Annotated in this window: 19 protein-coding genes, 1 tRNA gene and 1 pseudogene; 19 read left to right on the top strand and 2 right to left on the bottom strand. The window is 41.3% G+C overall.

All coding sequences use genetic code 11. The features are described from left to right. Positions 1 to 75 precede the first annotated feature (75 nt). The 10 genes and pseudogenes from tnpC (at position 76) to A4V03_RS09200 (ending at position 12,135) form a co-directional block, all read left to right on the top strand. Entirely contained in the window at positions 76 to 1,836 is a 1,761-nt protein-coding gene (gene tnpC / locus A4V03_RS09240; protein ID WP_065538666.1) for an IS66 family transposase, read from the top strand. Positions 1,837 to 2,346: 510 nt separating this feature from the next. Beyond that, a pseudogene (locus tag A4V03_RS21125) lies at positions 2,347 to 2,694 on the top strand (hypothetical protein); the annotation flags it as partial. A 664-nt stretch (positions 2,695 to 3,358) separates the two neighbouring features. Then, on the top strand, positions 3,359 to 4,918 hold the full coding sequence (locus A4V03_RS09230) for an ATP-binding protein (RefSeq protein ID WP_065538665.1): 1,560 nt from the start codon (positions 3,359 to 3,361) through the stop codon (positions 4,916 to 4,918). Between the two features lie 238 nt (positions 4,919 to 5,156). Next, on the top strand, positions 5,157 to 5,684 hold the full coding sequence (locus tag A4V03_RS09225) for an HU family DNA-binding protein (RefSeq protein ID WP_065538664.1): 528 nt from the start codon (positions 5,157 to 5,159) through the stop codon (positions 5,682 to 5,684). Positions 5,685 to 5,705: 21 nt separating this feature from the next. Further along, the gene (locus A4V03_RS21770) at positions 5,706 to 5,954 is read left to right on the top strand and encodes a hypothetical protein (protein ID WP_065538663.1); all 249 of its coding nucleotides are present in this window, start codon (positions 5,706 to 5,708) and stop codon (positions 5,952 to 5,954) included. 60 nt (positions 5,955 to 6,014) lie between these two features. Then, positions 6,015 to 8,342 carry a transglycosylase domain-containing protein gene (locus tag A4V03_RS09220; protein WP_065538662.1) on the top strand — a complete coding sequence of 776 codons (2,328 nt, stop codon included), beginning with the start codon at positions 6,015 to 6,017 and terminating at the stop codon, positions 8,340 to 8,342. 110 nt (positions 8,343 to 8,452) lie between these two features. Next, a complete protein-coding gene (locus A4V03_RS09215; protein ID WP_065538661.1) occupies positions 8,453 to 8,839 on the top strand; it encodes a 2-amino-4-hydroxy-6-hydroxymethyldihydropteridine diphosphokinase in 387 nt (128 codons plus the stop codon). Next, positions 8,840 to 9,592, top strand: a complete 753-nt coding sequence (gene kdsB, locus A4V03_RS09210; RefSeq protein WP_065538660.1) for a 3-deoxy-manno-octulosonate cytidylyltransferase — start codon at positions 8,840 to 8,842, stop codon at positions 9,590 to 9,592. A gap of 4 nt (positions 9,593 to 9,596) precedes the next feature. Beyond that, positions 9,597 to 10,880, top strand: coding sequence for a M16 family metallopeptidase (locus A4V03_RS09205; RefSeq protein WP_065538659.1), 1,284 nt, complete (start codon positions 9,597 to 9,599; stop codon positions 10,878 to 10,880). A gap of 85 nt (positions 10,881 to 10,965) precedes the next feature. Then, entirely contained in the window at positions 10,966 to 12,135 is a 1,170-nt protein-coding gene (locus A4V03_RS09200; protein WP_065538658.1) for an MORN repeat-containing protein, read from the top strand. Between the two features lie 200 nt (positions 12,136 to 12,335). Here A4V03_RS09200 and A4V03_RS09195 read toward each other — a convergent pair whose 3' ends face one another. Next, complete coding sequence (locus A4V03_RS09195; protein ID WP_065538657.1) at positions 12,336 to 13,274, bottom strand: ribose-phosphate pyrophosphokinase; 939 nt, start codon at positions 13,272 to 13,274, stop codon at positions 12,336 to 12,338. A gap of 153 nt (positions 13,275 to 13,427) precedes the next feature. Here A4V03_RS09195 and A4V03_RS09190 point away from each other — a divergent pair, with 153 nt between their 5' ends. Genes A4V03_RS09190 through A4V03_RS09180 form a run of 3 tightly spaced genes read left to right on the top strand, consistent with a single transcriptional unit; the run spans position 13,428 to position 19,992 of the window. Further along, complete coding sequence (locus A4V03_RS09190) at positions 13,428 to 17,744, top strand: DUF5113 domain-containing protein (RefSeq protein ID WP_084081133.1); 4,317 nt, start codon at positions 13,428 to 13,430, stop codon at positions 17,742 to 17,744. A gap of 35 nt (positions 17,745 to 17,779) precedes the next feature. Beyond that, positions 17,780 to 18,508: a DUF5932 domain-containing protein gene (locus tag A4V03_RS09185; protein ID WP_004317459.1), complete on the top strand. Its 729-nt coding sequence runs from the start codon at positions 17,780 to 17,782 to the stop codon at positions 18,506 to 18,508. A 29-nt stretch (positions 18,509 to 18,537) separates the two neighbouring features. Continuing rightward, positions 18,538 to 19,992, top strand: coding sequence for an AbgT family transporter (locus A4V03_RS09180; protein ID WP_065538656.1), 1,455 nt, complete (start codon positions 18,538 to 18,540; stop codon positions 19,990 to 19,992). A gap of 128 nt (positions 19,993 to 20,120) precedes the next feature. Here the strand turns inward: A4V03_RS09180 and A4V03_RS09175 are convergent. Beyond that, a tRNA-Arg gene (locus A4V03_RS09175) sits at positions 20,121 to 20,194 on the bottom strand. Between the two features lie 288 nt (positions 20,195 to 20,482). On the opposite strand from A4V03_RS09175, the gene A4V03_RS09170 reads away from it, so the two are divergent. From A4V03_RS09170 to A4V03_RS09145, 6 genes are all read left to right on the top strand, one after another. Further along, positions 20,483 to 21,217 carry a hypothetical protein gene (locus A4V03_RS09170; protein WP_065538655.1) on the top strand — a complete coding sequence of 245 codons (735 nt, stop codon included), beginning with the start codon at positions 20,483 to 20,485 and terminating at the stop codon, positions 21,215 to 21,217. A 127-nt stretch (positions 21,218 to 21,344) separates the two neighbouring features. Beyond that, positions 21,345 to 22,352, top strand: coding sequence for an aminodeoxychorismate synthase component I (locus A4V03_RS09165; RefSeq protein WP_065538654.1), 1,008 nt, complete (start codon positions 21,345 to 21,347; stop codon positions 22,350 to 22,352). Then, positions 22,336 to 22,932, top strand: a complete 597-nt coding sequence (locus A4V03_RS09160) for an aminotransferase class IV family protein (protein ID WP_065538653.1) — start codon at positions 22,336 to 22,338, stop codon at positions 22,930 to 22,932. Before A4V03_RS09165 ends, A4V03_RS09160 begins: the two co-directional genes overlap by 17 nt. 277 nt (positions 22,933 to 23,209) lie before the next feature. Continuing rightward, positions 23,210 to 23,884, top strand: a complete 675-nt coding sequence (locus tag A4V03_RS09155; protein ID WP_084081132.1) for a DUF2461 domain-containing protein — start codon at positions 23,210 to 23,212, stop codon at positions 23,882 to 23,884. Between the two features lie 37 nt (positions 23,885 to 23,921). Next, positions 23,922 to 24,368: a YhcH/YjgK/YiaL family protein gene (locus A4V03_RS09150; RefSeq protein ID WP_065538652.1), complete on the top strand. Its 447-nt coding sequence runs from the start codon at positions 23,922 to 23,924 to the stop codon at positions 24,366 to 24,368. Between the two features lie 18 nt (positions 24,369 to 24,386). Continuing rightward, positions 24,387 to 26,399 carry an alpha amylase C-terminal domain-containing protein gene (locus A4V03_RS09145; RefSeq protein WP_065538651.1) on the top strand — a complete coding sequence of 671 codons (2,013 nt, stop codon included), beginning with the start codon at positions 24,387 to 24,389 and terminating at the stop codon, positions 26,397 to 26,399. Positions 26,400 to 26,461 lie beyond the last annotated feature (62 nt).

The raw sequence follows: 26,461 nt of genomic DNA, 5'->3' as shown, positions 1-26,461 counted from the left end.
TTGATATCCAATGGAATAATAAAAATGAACAGTAAAAAGTTTGCGTAACTGCCTGATTTTTCGTATCTTTATATCATGATTGATGAAAGGGCATACGAGTTACTTTGCTGCCAGTTGGGTCTGGCGAATGAGGAAAAGGCAGGGCTTCGCAAACAGGTAAACGGACTGATTGCGAGGCTTAAGGCCATTGAAGAATCCAATAAGGAGAACTCCAAGGCTCTGGTTGATACAATCAATGAATTATCCGTAACAGTCGAGAACTATCGAAAAGAAATGGAGCTTATGAGAAAGCATCTTGATGCAAAAGACGATGTGAACAGGATGCTGGCAAACGAGATTTCCAATCTCAGGCTTCAGCTTGAGGACAGCAGGAAACACCGTTTCGGCCGTACATCCGAGCAAAGAAAACTGCTGAACAACCGTAACCTTGACAAGTCTGCACTGCATAAGTCCGAATATGACGGCTCTGACAGAAAGGATGATGACAACGATAAGGCTGACGGTAACGAAACCGGCAGCAGTACCATTTCTGGTAGCACACCTGCACAGAACAGCCAACCTTCAAGAAGAAAGGAAACTACACCACGTGCCGTGAAAACCAAATTGAAAGTTGACAAAGTGGTAGTACATGAAGTGGACGAGTATTACACGCTTCCCGAAGGAGGACGGTTCATGAACCGCAACGGTATGCCTGATGTGTGGGAATACAGGGTCATAGAACATGTAAGGGCTCATAACGTGGAGCATGTCTACAAGGTGGCAAGGGTAAAGCTTGCAGACGGAACTTTTGTAAGCACAATGGAACATCCGCTGAAAAAACTTGGAGGTATTTTCTCCCCTGAACTGCTTGCCCGTCTGCTCTGTCTGAAATATGACTTCAGTATGCCTGAGAACAGACAGATAAGACTGCTTGCCAGAGAGGGCATCCATATAAGCAACACCACACTGAACAGCTATATCCATAACGGAATCGCCAAGCTAAAGGAGTTCATGGAAGATGTCTTCAAGGGGTTTGTACAGCAGGCTGAATATCTTATGGTTGATGAGACGACCGAACTTGTAGGCATCGAAACAAAGGAAGGCAAGGCTTACAGGAGAAAGTACTTATGGGCATTCTTTGCAAAGCATATGAAGATGGTCTATTATCACTATAACAACGGCAGCAGGTCATCCGATGTGGCGAAGTCGTTCCTGGAACATTTTATGGGGACCCTTTCCACTGACGGATATACGGTTTACAGAATGTTTGATGGAGAAGACTCAAAGGTGCTTCATATAGGATGCTGGACGCACTGCAGAAGGTTGTGGGTTGACGCCTTGCCTTCGGACAGGACAGCGATGGAGATAATAGACTCCATCGGCGATATGTTCATGAATGAAGATCTGTTCCGCACCATGAAGCTCAGCGGTGAGCAGATAAAGGGGAAAAGACGGAAACTTACAGGACCGATCCTTGAAAGTATCCATCATAAGGTGGTCATGATGATGCAGGATGCGAAGATTATGGCTAACGAACTGATGAGAAAGGCTGTCAATTATACGTTAAACCAGTGGAAGTCCCTGAGAAATATCCTCAAGGACGGTGCAGCGGAAATATCGAACAACCTCTGTGAACAAAGGATGAAACCGGTAAAGCTGTTGCTCAAGAACTGTATGAACATAGGCAGTGAGGATGCGGCAGAAAACTCGGCATTCATCTTCTCTCTGATAGAAAGCTGTAAGCTTAATGGCATAGACCCTCAGGATTACCTGAAGCACCTGTTCGAATGTATTCTTCATGGTAAGGACTGCGACAAGAAGACTCTTCTACCATGTTTTTATAAACCAGAATGTTAAAACAAAAATATTTTCTTGCGGGCATTTTTATTTTATCGGCTGAAAAACAGCCGATAAAATTGTCGTGGCGGAAAATAGAATGATTACGTCTGTTATTTTAATCTGTATAGATAGAAAAGTAGGTCGAACTTCTAGATGAAAAATAATTATGTAGTGAATTAACAAAAAAGGTATGGTATAAAATAAATGTTGAGATGTAATAAACACGTGAGTGTTTCGTATGTGAGATGAAGAAAAATGTAGGTCCCTAGCTTCATGCTGTTTACAGCATGATTCCCCTACATTGTAGATCAGAAAAAGCGCGACGGCACATTTCTGATCTACGCCTTGGCATCGGAGGTTAAAGCCGATGTGAATTTCCCACTATATCAACTGTCTGTGAAGATCGTTGATATTTCCCGATTTATTCTCATAATACCAGATAATAGTATCCTCTTTCTTTGGTAAGCAGTCAAAAAAAGGCTATTAATTGAAAGTGATACCTTCGCTGCCCACCAAATTTATAGAATTATGTATAACAGTGAAGATCTAGAAAGGTTTTACTTTCAGTACCAGAGCGAGGCTTTTCCTCATGGAGAATCTCTCCAATCGTTTTGTGTTAAGAATAAAGTTCCTTATAACATTTTTCAGAAATGGTTCAAGGATACTCGGAAAAAAGTAGTTTCAGTTCAGATTGATGGTGCTCCTGAGATTAGCCATTCGGAAAAAAACAAGAGTAGTGCTCAACTTCAGTCAGTATCCAAAAGCAGTAATGACACTCCTGTTCGTATATGGATTGACATTCGTATCAGCAATGGGCTACATTTATCCCAAAAGAATTTAAGCTATCAGGATTTAGTTCGTATGGTAGAGAAATTGCGTTGCAAGCACAGCCGTGTGTTGTCTATCATTCGTGAACGGCTTCAAATCGACTCAAAAAAGGATGTGTTGAGTAGGGAAACCAACTGAATGAGCGGATGGCATCCATGCAATCGAAACAGTCTGATTGGGAAAATCAGTTATCGGAAGAGCGTAAGCTTCGCAAATCGGCTGAACTTAAGGCAAAATTCAAAAATATCTTTAACGGATGCAGGGGTTATGTTAACATGGTTCCTGACAAAATTACTTTGGCTACAAGCCAATGTTAATTTCAAAACTAATTAATTAACAAAACTCGATTTAGGGCACTGAAAAGTGCCCTTTCAAAGGGGGATGCCCTAAATTGAGTGCTTACCAAAGTTAGGAAGAATACAGTGGTATATTTCTAACTTTATCCCTCATATCGGCCTAAAAACTGATATGTATCTATATGTGAGATATGCCAACTGTCTGTGAGGATCGTTGGCATATTTGTTTTTAAGGTGAGATTGCCAATTTATACAATTAGTGGTATTGGCATGCCGTTGTGCTATATCAGGAAATGCAAAACGGATTTGTGTCTATATGTGAAATATGGCGTTTATGTTCTTTATTTTAATAAAAAAGCGGTGTTGCTCTTGGAATAAAATTGTATATTTGCATCTATCATAAAAACAAAGTTGACATGGAACAGGTACGTAAATTGCCGATTGGCATACAGACTTTTGAAAAGTTGCGTGAGGGTAACTATCTTTATGTGGATAAGACAGCGATGGTTTATCAGCTCGCTTCCGCTTCTGTTCCTTATTTTCTGAGCCGTCCCCGCCGTTTCGGCAAAAGCCTGCTTCTTTCCACTTTCGAGGCCTATTTCGAAGGGCGTAAGGACTTGTTTCAAGGGCTTGCCATCGAAAAACTGGAAACTGAATGGGAGTCATATCCGGTGTTTCATCTGGATTTGAATGCGCGGAAATATGAGACTTTTGCAGACTTGACCGCTATGCTCAATCAATATTTGGAACGATGGGAGTTGAAATATGGTACTGAGAAACAGGACCGTAGTCCGGAAGAACGTTTCGCATATATGATAGAGCAAGCTTACGAACAGACGGGCAAACAGGTGGTCGTCTTGGTTGACGAATACGATAAACCTTTGCTTCAAGCCCTTTTGGATGAATCCTTATTGTCCGAATACCGTCGGACATTGAAAGCCTTTTACGGGGTTTTGAAAAGTTCTGACCGTTATCTTCGTTTCGTTTTTCTGACCGGAGTTACCAAGTTTTCTCAAGTGAGCGTCTTCAGCGACTTGAACCAGTTGAACGATATCAGCATGAAGCCTGCCTATGCCACGGTTTGCGGCATTACGAAAGAGGAGTTGGTGCGGACGTTCGCTCCGGAAATAGATGCCTTGTGCGTGAAATACGGAGAGTCTTTCGATGAGATACTCACTCGTTTGACTTTGATGTACGACGGTTATCATTTTGAGGAGACTGCCGCCGGGGTATTCAATCCTTTCAGCCTGTTGAATGTATTCGACGGTTGCAAGTTCGACCATTACTGGTTCCAGACGGGCACTCCCACTTATCTGGTGGATTTGCTGAAGGAGAGTGATTATGACCTTCGTTTATTGGTAGACGGGATGGAGGTGGACGCTTCCGCCTTTTCGGAGTATCGTGCCGAGGTTGGCAATCCGCTTCCTATGATTTACCAGAGCGGTTATCTGACCATCAAGGGATATGACAGGGAGGTGTATCTGTATACGTTAGGTTTCCCGAACGATGAGGTCCGTTACGGCTTTCTTAACTTCCTGCTTCCTTATTACACGGAGGTCTCGAGTGACGCGACCGGTTTCCACATCGCCAAGTTCATGCGTGAGTTGCGTAATGGCGAGGTGGATGCTTTCATGGAACGTCTTAAAATATTCTTTTCCGGTATTCCTTACGAGTTGAGTGATAATACGGAGCGTCATTACCAGGCCATCTTTTATGTGGTTTTCGCCTTGTTGGGGCAGTTCGTGTCGACGGAAGTTCGTAGTGCCCGCGGTCGTGCCGATGCCGTGGTGAAGACACAGGATGCTGTCTATGTGTTTGAGTTCAAGTTGAACGGTAGTGCGGAAGAAGCGTTGAGACAGATTGATGATAGGGGATATCTGATACCTTATACGTTGGAGGGCAGGCGTCTTGTGAAGGTGGGTGTGAATTTCAGTAAGGAGACTCGGAATATAGACAGGTATATTGTGGAGGAATAATTCTTTTTTTAGTATTTTTAGTGAAATGAACAATCTTAAAAATATCAAAATATGGTTTTGGTAGGGATGGTTGTTTAAAAATTGCTGATTTATAACGTGTTATACGATTTTTCTTTTAAAAAGAGCTCCGCATGGGGCTTTTTTCTTTTCTATTCGAAATAAAAGCACCACCTTTGCATGGTTGATCAACAAAACGTGAATAAATAATTTGAATTTAAATCTTTAAAAAAAACGTAGTATGAGTGTAATTTACAAAGTCGTTACGCGTCCGACGGATCCGCGTGTTCCCAATTCTCCCAAGAGATATTATCCGCATCTGATTACTTTAGGTCAGTCTGTTAATCTGAAATATATAGCGCAAAAAATGCAGGAGCGTTCTTCCTTGTCTATCGGTGATATCAAGAGTGTGATCCAGAATTTTGTGGAAAAGATGAAAGAGCAGCTACTGGAAGGTAAGTCTGTGAATATTGAAGGATTAGGGGTGTTTATGTTGGCTGCCCGTTCCAAAGGTGCAGAGCTGGCGAAGGATATCAATGCGAATAGCATAGATAGTGTTCGCATCTTTTTTCAAGCGAATAAGGAGCTACGTGTCACAAAAACTGCCACCCGTGCGGATGAGAAGTTGGATTTGATTAGCTTGGATGAATATCTGAAGAAGCTTAATATGAAAATTTCTTCTAATGATCCTGAAAAACCGGATGATGGTGAAGAAGGTGGAGGAGATGAAGGTAATGGGGATGGGGAAGCGCCGGATCCTGCCGCATAATGAATCGTCAATGAACGATTGATGATTAAAAAGCTTATTGAGTGTTTAATTAAAAAGAAAAATGTCTATGAAGAAAACGTGGAGTATCATTTTGAAGATGATTATTGCTGTTGCTGGGGCAATTGCCGGAGTGATTGGCGTGCAGGGAGCAAATTTGTGATTGATTATTTTATAAATGGGCTGATTGTGAATGAAAAACAGGCGGGGTTTTTCCCGCCTGTTTGTGTTTTGTTTCGTAAAATAGAAAATCTAATCAATCTCGTTGGCTGAATAACGGATTTTATCTACCTTTGCATCTTAATTAAAACGTCATTTTAAGCAAGAAAAAACATGATTCGAAAAATAATAAAAGCTCTTTGGATATTTTTGGTAGTCGTTGTGTTGGCTATTGTTGTCATCTTTGTCTCTATTTCAAAGGGTTGGATTGGCTATATGCCTCCCGTAGAGGAGCTTGAGAATCCGAGCTATAAATTTGCAACGGAGATTTTCTCTGAAGATGAAAAAGTACTTGGTACGTGGTCTTACAGTAAGGAAAATCGGGTGTACACAGCTTACAAGGATTTGTCACCCAGTATTATCAATGCTCTTATTGCGACAGAAGATGTTCGTTTTGTTAAACATTCTGGAATTGATGCCAAAGCATTGTTCCGTGCGTTTGTGAAACGTGGTTTGATGTTTCAGAAAAATGCAGGTGGAGGTAGTACTTTGTCGCAACAGCTTGCCAAACAGTTGTTTACGGAAAAAGTGGCGAGGAATACGCTTCAACGTCTTTTCCAAAAACCGATTGAATGGGTAATTGCAGTGAAACTTGAGCGTTACTATACCAAAGAGGAAATCTTGAGTATGTATCTCAATAAGTTTGATTTTCTGAATAATGCGGTTGGTATTAAAACTGCTGCACATACATACTTCGCATGCGAACCGAAAGATTTGAAAATCGAAGAGGCAGCTACGTTGGTAGGGATGTGCAAGAATCCTTCACTTTATAATCCTGTCCGTTTCAACGAACGTTCCCGTGGCCGTCGTAATGTAGTGCTTGAACAGATGCGTAAAGCTGGTTATATCACAGATGCAGAATGTGATTCTTTGCAGACTCTTCCGCTGAAACTAAAATATAACCGCGTTGACCACAAAGAGGGATTGGCTACTTATTTCCGCGAATATCTCCGTGGTGTGATGACAGCACCGAAACCGGTAAAAAGTGATTATCGTGGTTGGCAAATGCAAAAATTCTACGAAGATTCTATAGCGTGGGAAACTAACCCGTTGTATGGCTGGTGTGCAAAAAATAAAAAGAAAGACGGTACGAATTATAATATTTATACAGATGGTTTGAAGATTTATACAACGATCAATTCGCGTATGCAGCAATATGCAGAGGATGCAGTAAAAGAACATTTAGGTGATTATTTGCAACCTGTGTTTTTCAAAGAAAAAGAGGGAAGCAAAAATGCTCCATACGCAAGATCACTGCCGGAAAAACGAGTGGAGGAGTTGCTGATAAAAGCTATGAAGCAGACGGATCGTTATCGTCTTATGAAAGAGGCGGGAGCTTCGGAACAGCAGATTCGTAAGGCGTTCGATACCCCGGAAGAAATGACTGTTTTTTCTTGGAAGGGAGATAAAGATACAATTATGACACCGATGGATTCAATCCGTTACTACAAATCCTTCTTGCGGACAGGATTCATGTCGATGGATCCGGTAAGCGGACATGTGAAGGCTTATGTAGGCGGACCGAATTATGTATATTTCCAGTATGATATGGCAATGGTGGGACGTCGTCAGGTGGGATCTACTATCAAACCGTATTTATACACATTAGCAATGGAAAATGGATTTTCTCCTTGCGATCAGATACGCCACGTAGAGCAAACGCTGATTGATGAGAATGGAACTCCTTGGACGCCTCGTAATGCAAACAATAAACGTTATGGGGAAATGGTGACTCTGAAGTGGGGATTGGCTAATTCTGACAACTGGATTTCTGCTTATTTGATAGGCAAACTGAATCCGTATAATCTTGTACCTTTGATCCATAGTTTTGGGGTTCGTAATAAAGCAATTGACCCGGTCGTTTCGCTTTGTCTAGGACCTTGTGAAATTTCTGTTGGTGAGATGGTAAGTGCATATACAGCTTTTGCCAATAAAGGAATTCGTGTGGCTCCATTGTTTGTTACACGCATTGAAGATAGTGATGGTAATGTGCTTTCTACCTTTGCACCGCAAATGGAGGAAGTGATTAGTATTTCAAGCGCATATAAAATGCTGGTTATGCTGCGCGCTGTTATTAATGAAGGAACAGGTGGGCGCGTTCGTCGTTATGGAATTACCGCCGATATGGGTGGGAAAACAGGTACGACCAATGATAACTCTGATGCCTGGTTTATGGGATTCACTCCTTCGCTGGTATCCGGTTGTTGGGTAGGAGGTGATGAACGTGACATTCACTTTGGTAGAATGACCTATGGACAAGGAGCTGCTGCTGCTTTGCCTATTTGGGCACTGTATATGAAGAAAGTGTATGATGACCCGACTTTGGGATATGACCAGCAGGAGAAATTTAAACTCCCTGAAGGGTTTGATCCGTGTGCCGGTTCGGAAACTCCGGACGGAGAGGTGATAGAAGAGGGGGGATTGGACGATCTTTTTAACTAAATCTGAAATAAGTATTAAGTATTAACCTGTAGCGTTTGGGGCACTGAACTGTAGGTATAATATCTTTAATATCTAATGTTTAATACTTAATACCTAATACTTATTTTTTAATGCATAGGTATATTGTTTGCATAGGGAGTAATTACAACAGGAAAGAGAATTTGACTTTTGCCAGACAGAAACTGACTGAATCGTTCTCTTCTATTTGTTTTGCGCCTGAATTGGAAACTGAACCTTTGTTTTTTAAGAATCCGGCCTTGTTTTCCAACCAAGTAGTTCTGTTCTTTTCCGATAAGGATGAAGAGGAAGTGAGGAAAATACTGAAAGATATAGAACAGAGGTCCGGACGTCGTCTGGAAGATAAAAAAGAGGAGAAAGTTTGTCTGGACATTGACATGCTTTTATATGATAACAAAATAGTAAAACCGGAGGATTGGCAAAGGGGATATATACAACAGTCATTATCTGCCTTCCATTCTTCATTATTTATTAAGTAGATGAAATTTCTTGGAATTATACCTGCCCGCTATGCATCCACTCGTTTTCCTGCAAAACCGTTGGCTATGTTGGGTGGAAAAACTGTTATACAACGTGTGTATGAGCAAGTGGCAGGCGTTTTGGATGATGCTTATGTAGCCACAGACGATGAGCGTATTGAAGCTGCTGTCAAGGCGTTCGGAGGTAAGGTTGTGATGACTTCTGTTCATCATAAAAGCGGTACGGATCGCTGTTATGAAGCTTGTACAAAGATTGGAGGTGACTTTGATGTAGTGGTCAATATACAAGGAGATGAACCTTTTATTCAGCCTTCACAATTGGATGTGGTAAAGGCTTGTTTCGAAGATGTAACCACGCAGATTGCCACGCTGGTGAAACCTTTTACTGTAGATGAACCGTTTGCTGTACTGGAAAATGTAAATTCACCGAAAGTGGTAGTCAATAAGAACTGGAACGCGCTTTATTTTAGCCGGTCCATTATTCCTTATCAGCGTAATGCTGAAAAACAGGACTGGCTGAAGGGACATACCTACTACAAGCATATCGGACTGTATGCTTATCGTACAGATGTGCTGAAGGAGATAACCATGCTTCCGCAGTCTTCTCTGGAACTGGCTGAATCTTTGGAGCAGCTCCGTTGGCTGGAGAACGGATATAAAATAAAGGTGGGCATTAGTGAAGTAGAAACTATCGGAATTGATACCCCACAAGACTTGGAACGGGCAGAAGAGTTTTTGAAGAATAGAATCTAATCGTATGGATCGTAAAATACAACCAGAAATACAAACCCTGAAAAATTTTTGTATACTTCCTCCCGTCCGAATGACATTGCCGAATGGTATTCCATTGACTGTTATTAATGCGGGTGAACAGGAAGTGATACGCATGGATGTGCTTATCGCTGGAGCTCGTTGGCAGCAGTCGCAGAAACTGCAAGCCTTGTTTACAAACCGGATGTTGCGCGAAGGTACGACAAAATATACGGCTGCTACCATTGCCGAGAAACTGGATTACTACGGTTCGTGGCTCGAACTGTCCAGCTCGTCGGAGTATGCATACATCACTGTTTATTCGTTGAATAAGTATTTGGCGAAAACATTGGAAGTGGTAGAATCCATGATTAAAGAACCGCTTTTCCCGGAGAAAGAATTGCATACCATCCTTGATACCAATATCCAACAATATCTGGTCAATACTTCCAAAGTTGATTTTCTTGCACATCGCAGTCTATTGAGGTCGCTTTATGGCGAACAGCATCCATGCGGTAAAGTAGTGGTGGAGGAAGATTATCATGCTATCACTCCGGAAGTGCTTCGTGAATTTTATGAACGGTATTACCATTCGGGCAATTGCTCTATTTTCTTGTCCGGCAAGGTGACAGAGGATATTATCAGCCGGGTGACGGATACATTCGGCACTTCTTTTGGTAAACATCAACAGCCGGCATTGAAATTAAGTTTTCCGTTTACTGCCGTTCCCGAAAAGAGAATTTTTACAGAACGTGAGGATGCCATGCAGAGTGCTGTAAAGATGGGATATACAACCATCACTCGTAACCATCCTGATTATCTGAAACTCCGGGTATTGATGACTTTATTCGGAGGATATTTTGGCAGTCGGCTGATGTCTAATATCCGTGAAAAAAAGGGGTATACTTATGGCATTTCAGCGGGAATCATGTTTTATCCGGATAGCGGATTGCTGGCTATATCGACAGAAACGGATAATGAATATGTGAAACCGTTGATACAGGAAGTATATCATGAAATAGACCGTCTGCATCAGGAGCCAGTGTCGATGGAAGAACTGATGATCGTACGCAATTATATGTTGGGCGAAATGTGCCGTAGTTATGAGTCTCCTTTTTCACTATCGGATGCATGGATCTTTATTGCTACTTCCGGTCTGAATGATGACTACTTTTCACGTTCTCTGCTGGCTGTAAACGAGGTTACTCCTGCAGAAATACAAGATTTGGCACAACGCTATTTGTGCAAAGAGACATTAAAAGAGGTCATTGCAGGTAAAAAGTTGTCATAAATTGCTTTCCGAAAGTGGGCTGTTTGGGATAGAAATTGTATCTTTGTCCAAATTGTAATTCTAAAATGAGTAACGACTAAAACCAATGAGGAAATATCTATATACTACACTTTTATTGGCTCTCCTCTCACAAGAGGGAGTAATGGCACAAGAAAATGAAGGAAAGAAAGGCGGATTTTTCGGAAAAATTAAAGATACATTTTCTACTGAAATAAAGATTGGCAACTATACTTTTAAGGATGGCAGTGTCTATACGGGAGAAATGAAAAGCCGAAAACCGAACGGAAAAGGAAAAACGGTTTTTAAAAACGGCGATGTCTTTGAAGGTGAATATGTGAAGGGGAAACGTGAAGGATATGGAATTTATATGTTTCCTGACGGAGAAAAGTACGAAGGACAATGGTTTCAGGACCAGCAGCACGGAAAAGGTATCTATTATTTTATGAATAACAACCGTTACGACGGAATGTGGTATCAGGATTATCAGCATGGTGAAGGTACTATGTATTATCATAATGGTGATTTGTATGTAGGTCATTGGGTGAATGATAAGCGCGAAGGCGAAGGGGCATATACTTGGGCAAACGGTGCCAAATATACCGGTCACTGGAAAAATGATAAAAAGAATGGCAAAGGTACCATGAACTGGGATGATAGCTCTAAATACGATGGAGATTGGAAGGATGATGTTCGTCACGGAAAAGGAGTATTTGAGTATACCAATGGAGATAAATATGATGGTGACTGGGCGGATGATATTCAACATGGAAAAGGTACTTATTACTTTCACACGGGTGACCGTTATGAAGGATCATATCTTTTAGGGGAGCGCACTGGTCCGGGAGTTTATTATCATGCTAACGGTGATAAATATGTAGGTAATTTTAAGAACGGCATGCAAGACGGAAAAGGTACTTTTACCTGGGCGAATGGTGCTGTGTATGAAGGAAGCTGGAAAAACAATAAACGCGACGGTAAAGGAGTTTATAAATGGAGCAATGGCGATGTTTATGACGGTGACTGGAAAGATAACCGTCCCAATGGACAGGGTACTCTGAAAACTGTTGCTGGTATGCAATATAAAGGTGGGTTTGTTGATGGATTGGAAGAGGGGCAAGGTGTACAAATCGACAAAGATGGTAATCGCTTCGATGGCTTTTTCAAACAAGGAAAGAAGGATGGTCCTTTTGTAGAAACAGATAAAGATGGAAAAGTGATTAAAAAAGGAACCTATAAATTCGGAAGACTCCAATAATAAATGATAGATGATAAATATAATGGGCTGCGCACTGCGTGGCCTATTTTTTGTATATATGCGTCAGGTAATGAAGTGATGATAAAGGTATGGTACAAAAAAAAATGGATAATAACCAAAAGCAGTCATTATCCATTTTATAATTTCCTGTTGAAAGTAATAACTTCAACTATCAATTATTATTTATCACCTGTCAGCTATTAAATGATATATTGTGAACTGATAGATTCGTTATTCATCACTCGTTTAATTGTTTCAGCAAACATATCAGCGATGCTCAACTGTTTTACTTTCGGGCACTTCTTAGCATAAGGGATGCTGTCTGTAAATACCATTTCTGTCAGGGCAGACTCTTGCACACGGAAAGAAGCCGGGTCAGACATAACACAATGGCTGGCGATGGCACGTACGGACTTAGCACCAGCTTCCATCATGATATTAGCAGCTTTCGTGATTGTTCCTGCTGTATCTACGATGTCGTCAATCAACACCACATTTTTACCTTCTACATCACCAATGATTTGCATAGATGCCACTTCATTGGCTTTTTCACGTGATTTGTTGCAGAGTACCAATGGTACACCGAGGTATTTGGAGAAAGTGCTGGCACGTTTTGAACCTCCTACGTCCGGTGTAGCAATAACCAGATTTTCCAACTGTAAAGACTGGATGTAAGGGAGGAATACTGCCGATGCGTACAAGTGATCTACCGGGATATTGAAAAATCCCTGAATCTGGTCTGCGTGCAAATCCATCGTAATCAGTCGGTCGATACCTGCAACAGACAGCAGATCAGCTACCAACTTAGCCCCGATAGATACACGAGGTTTGTCTTTTCTATCCTGACGAGCCCATCCGAAATAGGGGATTACAGCCACAACGCTCTTTGCTGATGCACGTTTAGCTGCATCAATCATCAGGAGAAGTTCCATTAAGTTGTCTGAGTTAGGGAAAGTGGATTGAACCAGGAATACATGTGCGCCACGAATTGATTCCTCGTATGAAACTGCAAATTCGCCATCGGCAAAATGGGTAATGTTCATATTTCCTAGAGGACAATCCAGGCTCGCGCAGATTTTTTCTGCAAGATATCTCGAGTTTGTTCCCGAGAATACCATAAAGGGTGCTTTTTCGCTCATTTTGTAATAGATGTTACCTATTTGTTAATTTGCCTGCAAAGGTAGGAATTTCTCTTATTATTTAGAAGGACTTATTGTATAAAAAATATTTTTCTCTCCAACTTATCGGAAATATTTGTAGATTTGCTTTCTGAAAACAGTTAATAGTCAAAAATGAGTTCACGTTTTCCTTTATATATAATAGGTATAGTGTTGTTTATCTCTTTTTTTTCGTGCACTGATATGGTGCCAACCAAAGAGGTGCGCCTGATTGATTCTTTAAATGGGAAAGCGTATACTTATCGTTATCGAAGCCTGGATTCCTCCTATAAATATGCCAATGAAGCTTATCAACAGGTAAATTTTTATAAGTCGGGTAAAGCGGAGGCATCCAATAACCTCGGATTCTGTGCTTTTATGGCGATGGATTTTGACCGGGCGGAAGCGTTACACAAGGAAGTATATAAACTGACTAAAAATGAGCTTGAACTGTTGATTGCTGATATCGGACTGATGAAGATTTGTCAGCGGACAGCTATGAACAAAGAATTTTATGATTATCGTAACAGTGCGCTCCGGCGTATGAAACGTATTCGGGAAGAGAGTGATTTGTTTGCTGACCGCCACGAGGCACTTCGACTGGATTATGCTTTCACCGAATTTTTCATTGTTTCTTCTATATATTACTATTATCTCCAGCAGCGACAAGAAGCTATCGCTTCTCTCAATCAGATCCCGGAAAATGAAGTATTGGCAGATACTAATCAGTTGCTTTATTATCATTATATCAAAGGATCGGCTTCATTGGTGGAAGCCACCAAGCCGGAGGATAGGAAAATGCGTGAGTTCGACCAACTATATATAACTTGGAGGACTGCGGTTCAGACTAATCATCCTTATTTTGAAGGAAATGGTCTGCAAGGGCTGGCTAATCTGATGGTTTCTCCCAACAACTTCGAACTCTTTCGAACAAGGAGGGGATATGCGCTGGATCAGTTCGGTTTTCCTGTAGATTCGCTTTTACCTTTGCGGATGGCGCAGCTTGCGCTTGAAAAATTCCGGGAGTATAATGATTTGTATCAGATTGCCGGTGCGTATGTGTCTATCGGTAAGTATATGAATGAGCACGGACGTTATTCGGAAGCATTGGATACGCTTACAAAAGCGTTAGATTGTGTGAACCAACACCATGTGCTTTATTATCATCATGCAGTGGATACGTTGGACAAGCTGCGCATTTATGCGGAAGGAGATACGACATATACTGGAGTTCCGTGGATTATGGAGGAAGACGTAAAGACGGTGCCCGAATGGATTTCGAGGATTCGGGAACAATTGAGTGTATCGTATGCCGGGCTTGGGATGAAGTATGCTTCTGATTATAACCGGAACATATACTTGGATATTCTGAATTATACCCGTCAGGATAAAGAGTTGGAGAGCCGTTATCTTTCGTTGGAATCCGATTCACGACAAATGACGCTTGTACTCTCTTTGGTTATTGCCGGACTTGTATTGGTGGTTATTCTTTGGTGGCTTTTCAATAAGCGATCTAAAATGAGGAATCAAGTAGATGTGGAACGTCTGCAACGGATACTGGCTCTTTGCCGGGACATCACTTCTTCTATACCAATGAATGTTCCGTTAATTCAACAAGGCATCGACCAACTGTTCGGGAAGGGGCGTCTTCAGCTGGAAATTCCGGAGGAAGGAAAAGCAGCACTGGTTCCTTTGCATCGGTTGAACCGTGATGAAAAAGCTTTGGTGCACGTGCTTGAACCGTATATCGTTTGGGCTGCGGACAATGAGCAGATGGTAGAAGCGTTGAGTGACGAACGGATGCAATTGGAAAAGCAACGATATGTTTACGAACAACATATCGCGGGAAATAAACGCCAAAATCTGATTAAGAAGGCTTGTCTGGCCATTGTGAATGGGATAAATCCTTATATTGACCGTATCTTGAATGAGGTGCATAAGTTGACGGAACGAGGATATATTGATCATGAAAAGATAAAGAAAGAGAAGTATCAATACATTGACGAGCTGGTAACTACGATTAATGAATACAATGATATTTTGGCGCTTTGGATTAAGATGAAGCAGGGGACGCTTAGCCTGAATATTGAAACGTTCGATCTCAACGAACTCTTTGAACTGTTAAGCAAAGGGAGACGTGCTTTTGAAATGAAAAATCAGAAGTTGGAAATAGAACCGACCACGGTTATGGTGAAAGCTGACCGGGCATTGACTTTGTTCATGATTAACACGCTGGCTGAAAACGCCCGAAAATATACTCCGGAAGGAGGAACAATCAAAGTGTATGCCCGTACTACGGATGCGTATGTCGAGATTTCCGTAGAAGACAACGGAAGGGGGATTTCCGAAGAAGATGTGGCTCGTATTATTGGTGAGAAAGTATATGACTCTCGTGTTATCGGAATGAAAAATGTAGCTGATCCGGAGGTTCTGAAAGAAAATAAGGGAAGTGGTTTCGGACTGATGAATTGTAAGGGAATCATTGAGAAATATAAGAAAACGAATGAATTGTTCCGGGGATGCGTCTTCGATGTAGAGAGTGAATTGGGGAAGGGGAGTCGTTTCTATTTCCGTTTGCCTTCGGGAGTGCGTAAAGCGATGGGAGTCTTGTTGTTTTGCCTGTTGCTTCCGTTTGGGGTGAGTTCTTGTCTGCATGATCCGATTCCTCCCATGTTGCAGGAGGGCGATTCGATAGTGGTAGTTACGGATTCTGCCTATGAGGATTTGCTGGATGCAGCGTCAGATTATGCGAATGCCGCCTATTTTGCTAATGTGGCTGAAAATTATGAATTTGCTTTGCAATATATAGATTCTGCTATACTCTTGTTGAACGAGCATTATGAAAAATATGCGCGTCCGGATCGTCCGCATCGGTATATGAAGCTGGTGGGTGAAGGAACGCCTGCCGAAATCAGTTGGTGGAACGAATTGTTTGATTCGGATTATCATGTGATTCTGGATATCAGGAATGAGGCGGCGGTTGCTTTTTTGGCTTTGAAACAGTTGGATGCATACAGTTACAATAATTCGGCATTTACGGATTTGTATAAGTTGCAAGGAGAAGATCAGACTCTCGAAGCGTATTGCCGACAGTTGGAACGGTCGAACACGAATAAGACAGTAGGAATTATTTTATGTTTTGTTCTACTGATTGTTTCTTTGGTCGGATACTATTTCCTATATATGAGAAAACGTTTGCAGAATCGTTTGAATCTCGAACAGGTGCTTGAGATTAATCAAAAGGTATTTGCGGCATCTTTGGTCAGACCGCAGGAACAAGAAAATGCAGAGGCACTCCAACGAGAGGAAAGTACACTTAAAGAAATCCCGCAACGTATTGTGAATGAAGCATTCGGTCCGGTGAATGAACTATTGACAATTGACCGGATGGGAATTGCCGTTTATAACGAAACGACACATCGGCTGGAATACGCTTCTCGTCCCGGACAGGAAATGCCGGAGATGGTAGAACTGTGTTTTAATTCCGGAGCATATCTTTCTGAACAGCATCTTCAGGCAATTCCGCTGATGGTGGAAGCAGGAGGTGAACATCAATGTGTCGGTGTGCTTTATCTGGAGCGCAGAGAGGGAACAGAACAGGAAACGGACCGGCTGCTTTTTGAACTGGTAGCACGCTATGTGACTATTGTCGTATTTAATGCAGTGGTGAAACTGGCTACTAAATACCGGGATATTGAATCAGCGCATGAAGAAACACGCAGAGCTTCCTGGGAAGACAGTATGTTGCATGTACAGAATATGGTACTTGACAACTGCTTGTCGACGATTAAACATGAGACGATCTATTATCCGAATAAAATCAAACAGATTGTTGGACGGTTGAATACGCAGAAGCTTTCAGAAACGGAGGAGCGTGAAGCGGTGGAGACTATGACGGAATTGATTGAATATTATAAAGGAATCTTTACGATTTTGAGTTCGTGTGCTTCCCGGCAATTGGAGGAAGTCACTTTCCGGCGTACTGTGATTCCGGTACAGGAGGTATTGGACACTGCCGGAAAATATTTCAAGAAATCAATGAAGAACCGTTCGGAGAAGATAGAACTGGAGATAGAACCGATGGAAGCGAAGGTGATAGGAGACGTGAACCAGTTGCGTTTTCTATTGGAAAATTTGATTGATGAATCATTGACTGTGCGTGAAGATGGGGTGATACGTCTGCAAGCACGTCAGGATAATGAATATATTCGTTTTCTCTTTACGGATACGAGACGTGAAAAGAGTGTGGAAGAATTGAACCAATTATTCTATCCGAATCTGGCACGTATGACTTCCGGTGAAAAAGGGGAGTTGAGAGGAACGGAATATCTGATATGCAAGCAGATTATCCGCGACCATGACGAATTTGCGGGACGCAGAGGATGTCGTATCAATGCCGAGCTGGCTGAAGGCGGAGGATTTACGGTTTATTTCACCGTTCCGCGCCGATAAAAGGAGAACACATAAAAAGTTATTAGATAAGAAACATGGAAGAACAGAAGTTTAAAGTTATTATCGTAGAGGATGTAAAACTGGAGTTGAAAGGAACAGAAGAAATATTCCGCCATGAAATACCGAATGCGGAAGTGATCGGTACGGCAATGACGGAAAGTGAGTTCTGGCCGTTGATGGAGGCGCAGCTTCCCGATTTGGTATTGTTGGACTTAGGACTGGGAGGTTCTACGACCATTGGTGTTGACATTTGCCGGAATATATTCAAACGCTACAAAGGAGTCCGGGTACTGATCTTCACAGGTGAGATTCTGAATGAAAAGTTGTGGGTGGATGTATTGAATGCTGGTGCCGACGGAATTATTCTCAAAACGGGAGAACTACTGACGAAAACAGATGTACAGGCTGTGATGGACGGAAAGAAACTGGTATTCAACTATCCGATTTTGGAAAAGATTGTAGATCGTTTCAAGAAATCTGTAGCCAACGATGCCAAGCGTCAGGAAGCAGTCATCAGTTATGATATTGATGAATACGACGAACGTTTTCTCCGCCATTTGGCATTAGGATATACGAAGGAGATGATTGCTAATCTGAAAGGGATGCCTTTCGGCGTAAAATCATTGGAGAAACGACAGAATGATCTTATCGGACGCCTTTTCCCGAATGGAGAACGGGTGGGAGTGAATGCTACCCGATTGGCAGTACGTGCACTGGAATTGCGTATTATCGACTTGGATAATCTGGAGCCTGACGAAGAATAATTAATGGCAAGTAATACCTCTGGAAAGTAATGAAGAATAAATGGCGTATGCCCCATCCCGCTACGATGTTCCTTCTGCTGACAATGGCAGTGGTCTTTCTTTCATGGATATGTGATATCTATGGGTTGAAAGTGACATTACCGCAGACAGGCGAAGACATCCGCGTACAAAGCCTGTTAAGTCCGGAAGGAATACGTTGGTGGTTGCGGAACGCTATTAAGAATTTCACGGGCTTTGCTCCGTTGGGTATGGTGATTATCGCTATGTTCGGACTGGGAGTAGCACAACATTCCGGTTTTATTGATGCATGCATCCGCATGGGAGTAGGGAATCGGCAGGAAAAGAGGAAAATCATCTTGTGGGTGATTGTGCTTGGTTTGTTGTCGAATGCCATTGGGGATGGTGGATATATTATTTTATTGCCTATTGCCGCTATGCTGTTCCAGTGGGTGGGACTTCATCCGATTGCAGGGATTGTTACAGCTTATGTCTCTGTTGCGTGCGGGTATAGTGCTAATATTGTATTGAGTACGATGGACCCGTTATTGGCGCATACCACACAAGAGGCGGCACTGGCGCAAACGGGTTATCAGGGGAACACGGAACCTCTTTGTAACTACTTCTTTATGAGTGCTTCAACGGTAGTCATTACAGCTATTGTGTATTGGATTACTCGAAAATGGCTTCTTCCCACGTTAGGAAAGTATGAAGGCAGTGTGAAAGTGGTGGCTTATCATCCTTTGTCTCGCAAAGAGCGGCGTGCCATTATGATTTCCATTGTTGTTGCAGCTGTTTATGTTGCTCTTATTTTGTGGCTCACTTTTTCTTCTTATGGAATTTTGCGAGGGGTGAACGGAGGTTTGATGCATTCGCCTTTTATTGCCGGTATTTTATTCCTACTTTCTTTGGGAGCAGGTATCACGGGGATGGCTTATGGATTCAGTTCCGGACGGTATCGCACCGACAATGATGTGATTGAAGGACTTACGCAGCCAATGAAACTTCTTGGAGTGTATTTCGTTATCGCTTTCTTTGCTGCACAGATGTTTGCCTGTTTTGAATATTCCCATCTGGATAAATGTTTAGCTATCATGGGAGCTGATTTGCTCTCTTCATTTGAACCGGCTCCTTTGTCTGCCCTCATCCTGTTTATTCTATTTACGGCATTGATAAACCTTATTATGGTATCTGCTACCTCCAAATGGGCTTTTATGTCTTTTATCTTTATTCCGATGTTTGCGCAGATGGGAATTGCTCCGGATATAGCACAATGTGCTTTCCGTATCGGAGATAGTTCGACGAATGCCATTACTCCTTTCTTATTTTATATGCCTTTGGTACTGACTTATATGCGGCAGTATGATAAACAGATTACGTATGGCTCATTGCTTAAATATACCTGGAGATATTCATTAGGTATCTTGGTTGCCTGGACATTGATGTTTATTGTCTGGTATTTGTTGAAAATACCGATGGGATTATAGCCAGTACGTGAAAAAATATCAAGTAGACAACTGAGCCATTACAACTGAGCCGCCAACATGTGGACGAATCTATTAAATGAAAAAAAATCGCAAACACTATTTTAATAGCCGTTTGCGATTTTTCTAAGTGATTCCGAAGCGATTCGAACGCTTGACCCACGCCTTAGAAGGGCGTTGCTCTATCCAGCTGAGCTACGGAACCATCCTTATTTGCGGATGCAAAGGTAGTGCTTTTTATGAAAATTCAAAAACTTTCTGGCACTTTTTTATTCATATTTTTCTTTATGGCTATGAATCAGTAATTTATAAAAGAGAAATATTTTGTTTAATTCTATATGTTTTGGGATGAATAAATAGAAAAACGTCATTTTCACGAAGAATAACGAAAGTTATATAGGTTTCAAAAAGGTCAAAAAAATAAAATACGGTTGTGTTTTTCTATTATAACTTCTACTTTTGAACGATAAACAACTAAAAAACACATAAAGTTATGAAGAAATTGATTTTTTTATTTGCATTTTGTATTGTAGTGACTAATGTTTTTGCACAAACTACCCCAGAGCAATTGAAAAAAGAAGGAAATGATGCATTTAATGCTAAAAATTATCCAGTAGCGTATGCGAAATTCAGCGAATATCTGAAACAGACTAATAATCAAGATTCTGCAACAGCTTACTATTGTGGTATAGCAGCAGACGAAGTGAAAAAGTATGCGGAAGCCGTGACCTTTTTCGATATTGCTATTCAGAAAAAATTTAATATAGGAAATGCGTATGCTCGTAAAGCTTTGGCTTTAGATGCACAAAAGAAGACTGCTGAATATGTAGCTACATTAGAAGAAGGACTGAAAGTCGATCCTAAGAATAAGACAATGGTGAAGAATTATGGTCTTCATTATCTAAAAACAGGACTTGCAGCACAGAAAGCTGGAAAAGCAGAAGAAGCAGAAGATTGTTTCAAGAAAGTAATTCCGTTGGATCACAAACAGTATAAAACAAATGCATTGTACAGTTTAGGAGTTTTGTGTTATAATGACGGAGCTAATATCTTGAAGAAAGCTGCTCCTTTGGCAAATTCAGACGCAGACAAATATGCTGCAGAAAAAGCAAAAGCGGATGGAAGATTTAAAGAAGCATTAGACTATTTGGAAGAGGCTGCTAAAATCTCTCCGGAAAATGAAAATGTGAAAAAGATGCTTCCTCAAGTGAAAGCTGCAATGAAGTAATTTGACCGATCTTATAAATGATAAAGGGTTGCCTGTATGATACGCCGGGCAACCCTTTTTTATTGCTATCTTTTTCTAATCTATGCTTTTTGTGTACATTTGTCGTTTCTAAACGCTGAAATATTTTATGCACTTATATAATAAGGAACAGGCCATCAAACGGATGAATCAATTTGGACAACATCATCGTCCTTTTGTTTTTATCATCAATTATCTGCAGGACGCATCTTATATAGAAGAGGTTGCCGCTATTGATTCTACTGAACTTTTGTATAATCTGAATGGATTTACCAATCAAGCTACGTCAACAGAAAAGTATACACCCTCTTTTTCAGCTAAACTAGCGAACTCTATCCATTGGCAGCCTTCTGCAGAATCTTTCTATTCCTATCAACGCTCGTTTAATATTGTTCGACAGAATATCTTGGCAGGAAATAGTTTTCTCACAAATCTGACTTGTCGCACTCCGGTAGATACCAATCTCACTCTGAAAGATATTTATGATCACTCTAAAGCGATTTATAAGCTATGGGTTAAAGACACTTTTACTGTTTTTTCTCCAGAAATATTTGTGAGAATTCATCAGGGAAAAATTAGTTCATACCCGATGAAAGGGACTATTGACGCTTCCATTCCTTCTGCTGCCCAATTATTGATGAACGATCCTAAAGAGGCGGCAGAACACGCTACTATCGTAGACTTGATTCGTAATGATTTAAGCATGGTTGCCAATCAAGTGTCTGTTTCCCGGTATCGGTATATCGATACGTTGCAGACTAATCAGGGAGCAATTCTTCAAACAAGCTCTGAAATTCAAGGTGTATTGCCGGAAAACTATCCGGAACATTTGGGAGAACTTATTTTCCGACTTTTGCCAGCCGGTTCCATTACCGGTGCCCCCAAGAAAAAAACGATGCAGATTATTCGGGAAGCTGAAACCTACGACAGAGGATTTTATACAGGAATTATGGGCTATTCGGATGGAACTAATTTGGATAGTGCCGTTATGATACGTTTTGTAGAACAGGAAGGAGAAAAAATGTATTTTAAAAGTGGAGGTGGAATAACCTGTCAGAGCGATGCGGAAAGCGAATATAACGAAATGAAACAAAAAGTATATGTACCCATTTATTGAGACTATCCGGATAGAGGATGGACAGATTTATAATCTTGATTATCACACAGAGCGTTTCAATAGGACCCGTGCGGTCTTTTGGAAAGATAGTGTTCCGCTTGATTTGTGTAAGTATATATCGCCACCAGTTTTAAATGGGATTCATAAATGCCGGATTGTGTATGGAAAAGAAGTAGAAGAAGTCACGTATGCTCCCTATCAGATACGGCAAGTGTCCTCTTTGCATCTGATAGAATCCGATACCATTAATTACACTTACAAAAGCACACATCGGGAAGAACTGAACGCTTTGTATGCCCAAAGAGGAATGGCAGATGATATTTTAATCGTGAAAGACGGATATCTGACAGATACTTCTATTGCCAATATCGCCCTCTACGATGGCCACACATGGTTTACTCCGGCTCATCCGTTACTTCGGGGAACGAAGCGGGCGGAACTTCTGAATAAGCAATTGATTGTTGAGAAAGACATCGCGCAAGTGCATTTAAACGACTATTCTCATATCATGTTATTCAACGCCATGATTGACTGGGAGCGTATTGTATTGCCTGTAAATGAGGAACATTTCATCCTATAAACGATAATTAACCGAAATATACAGAGTATTGCTGAACAAATGTCACTTTTGTACTGTTATATTTATGTGTTTTTCATAGTATTAGATATAAGATTAATTAAAGAGATTGTACTCCACTTGTGAAAGCTAAAGTACGTCAGAGACAGAAGAGTCTGTTTTTTTGATAAATGTGTTAAAGCATCGGTTTTACCAGGCCGATGCTTTTTTTATGTCCTTTTACCCCCTTTTGTAGTTTATATGAAATAAAATTTGTACGTTTGTAGAGTAATAATAGAAAATGATAAAGATGAACATACCCGTTATCTTTCAGTTTTTAAAAGCTCTTTCCGCGAATAATAATCGTGAGTGGTTTAATGAGCACAAGGCAGAATATGAAACAGCCCGTGCCGAGTTCGACAACTTTTTGGCAACAGTGATTGCCCGCATTTCCCTGTTTGATGAAACTATCCGGGGGATTCAACCCAAAGACTGTACTTATCGCATTTACCGGGATACCCGCTTCTCTGCGGATAAAACACCTTATAAAATACATTTCGGCGGCTATATCAATGCCAAAGGAAAGAAATCCGACCATTGTGGATATTATGTCCACTTGCAACCGGATGGTTCGATGCTTGCCGGAGGAAGCTTGTGTCTGCCTTCCAATATCCTGAAAGCAGTGCGTCAGTCTATTTATGACAATATCGAAGAATTTGTTGCGATTGTAGAAGATCCGGAGTTTAAGAAATACTTTCCGGTGATAGGGGAGGATTTTCTGAAAACAGCTCCGAAAGGCTTCCCGAAAGACTTCAAGTATGTCGATTATTTGAAATGTAAAGAGTATGTTTGTTCATATAATGTTCCTGATGACTTCTTTACCCGGCCGGATATGTTGGAACAGATGGACAAAGCGTTCCGCCAGTTCAAGCGGTTTGCTGATTTTATAAATTATACGATTGATGATTTTGAATAAATAATGCCTAGAATATAAACTTTAAAATTTAACTTATATGGTAGTAGATACTTTAGAAAATCTGGAGAAATATGCGTCTTTAAATCCTTTGTTTGCACAAGCCATTGACTTTTTGAAGTCTCATGACCTCCAAGCCATGGAAATTGGTAAGACAGAACTGAAAGGGAAAGATCTGTTCGTGAATATCGCACAAACTAAACCTAAAACAAAAGAGGAAGCCAAACTGGAGACTCATAACGAATTTATTGATATTCAAATCCCGTTGTCGGGAACAGAAATTATGGGGTATACCGCTGCTAAAGATTGTGTTCCGGCAAATGCACCTTATAACGCAGAAAAAGACATTACTTTCTTTGAAGGATTGGCAGAAACATACGTTGCCGTAAAACCGGGAATGTTTGCTATCTTCTTCCCGCAAGACGGTCATGCCCCCGGCATCACTCCAGATGGTGTGAAAAAAGTAATTGTAAAAGTAAAAGCATAATCCTAATTCAATTCTGATATGGAAAAGACACTTAATCTCATAAAAAACGATCCCTGGCTGCAACCTTTTGCCGGTGCTATCACCGGGCGTCGTCAGCATGCATTAGACAAGAAAGCTGAATTGACGAATAAAGGGAAACAAACCCTTTCAGATTTTGCATCGGGGTATCTTTATTTTGGATTGCATCGCACCGATAAGGGATGGACTTTCCGTGAATGGGCGCCCAATGCTACTCATATTTATATGGTGGGTACATTTAATAATTGGGAGGAAAAAGCGGCCTATAAGCTGAAAAAACTAAAGAATGGCAATTGGGAAATTAACCTGCCGGCGGATGCCATTCATCATGGCGATCTATACAAGCTGAATGTATACTGGGAAGGCGGACAAGGCGAGCGTATTCCTGCATGGGCTACCCGTGTGGTGCAGGATGAACAGACCAAGATATTCAGCGCACAAGTCTGGGCTCCGGAGAAACCCTATAAATTCAAAAAGAAAACATTCAAGCCCAATACGAATCCACTGTTGATTTATGAATGTCATATCGGAATGGCACAACGGGAGGAAAAAGTGGGCACTTATAACGAATTCCGCGAGAAAATACTTCCTCGTATTGCTGAAGAGGGGTATAACTGTATCCAGATAATGGCCATTCAGGAACATCCTTATTATGGAAGTTTCGGCTATCATGTATCCAGCTTTTTTGCAGCCTCTTCCCGTTTTGGTACTCCCGACGAATTGAAGGCATTAATCGATGCCGCTCATGAGATGGGAATTGCTGTGATTATGGACATTGTTCATTCACATGCAGTGAAGAATGAAGTAGAAGGATTAGGAAACTTTGCCGGTGATCCGAATCAGTATTTCTATCCGGGCGTTCGTCGCGAACATCCGGCTTGGGATTCTCTATGTTTCGATTATGGCAAGAACGAAGTGATTCACTTCCTGTTATCTAACTGCAAATACTGGCTGGAAGAATATAAATTTGACGGCTTCCGTTTTGACGGAGTCACTTCTATGCTATATTATAGTCACGGTTTGGGTGAAGCCTTCTGTAACTATGGAGATTATTTCAACGGTTATCAGGATGATAATGCAATTTGTTACCTGACATTGGCTAATGAAGTGATTCATCAGGTAAATCCGAAAGCGATAACCATTGCGGAAGAAGTTTCCGGTATGCCGGGGCTGGCTGCAAAAGTAGAAGATGGCGGTTACGGCTTCGATTATCGTATGGCCATGAACATTCCGGACTATTGGATCAAGACAATCAAAGAAAAGATTGATGAGGACTGGAAACCTTCCAGCATGTTCTGGGAAGTAACCAACCGTCGTCAGGATGAAAAGACCATTTCGTATGCAGAAAGCCACGACCAAGCATTAGTGGGAGACAAGACAATTATCTTCCGTTTGATTGATGCTGATATGTACTGGCACATGCAAAAGGGAGATGAAAATTATGTTGTCAACCGTGGTATCGCTTTGCACAAGATGATTCGTTTATTGACCTCTTCAACCATTAACGGAGGTTATCTGAACTTCATGGGAAATGAATTCGGTCATCCCGAATGGATTGACTTCCCGCGTGAAGGTAACGGATGGTCATGTAAATATGCCCGTCGCCAATGGGATTTGGTAGACAACAAGAATCTGACTTATCATTATATGGGTGATTTTGATAAGGATATGCTGAAAGTTCTGAAGAGCGTGAAAAACTTTCAAACGACACCTGTTCAGGAAATATGGCATAATGATGGCGATCAAGTATTGGCATACGGCCGTAAAGACCTTATATTTGTCTTTAACTTTAATCCGAAACAGTCATTTGCCGATTATGGATTCCTGGTAACTCCGGGAGCCTATGAAGTAATACTGAATACGGACGACGTTGCATTTGGAGGAAACGGTTTGGCTGATGATTCTGTAGTGCACTTCACTATTGCCGATCCGTTGTACAGTAAGGAAAAGAAAGAGTGGTTGAAGCTCTACATTCCTGCCCGTACCGCCGTAGTGCTTAGAAAGAAGAAATAATTTTATCTGTAAAAAAGAAGCCCCTGCAACTATCATTGTATATCTGCAGGGGCTTTCTCGTA

Origin of the sequence: Bacteroides caecimuris, assembly GCF_001688725.2 — a bacterium.
GTDB classification, from domain to species: domain Bacteria; phylum Bacteroidota; class Bacteroidia; order Bacteroidales; family Bacteroidaceae; genus Bacteroides; species Bacteroides caecimuris.
This window is presented reverse-complemented; position numbering and strand designations above follow the sequence as displayed.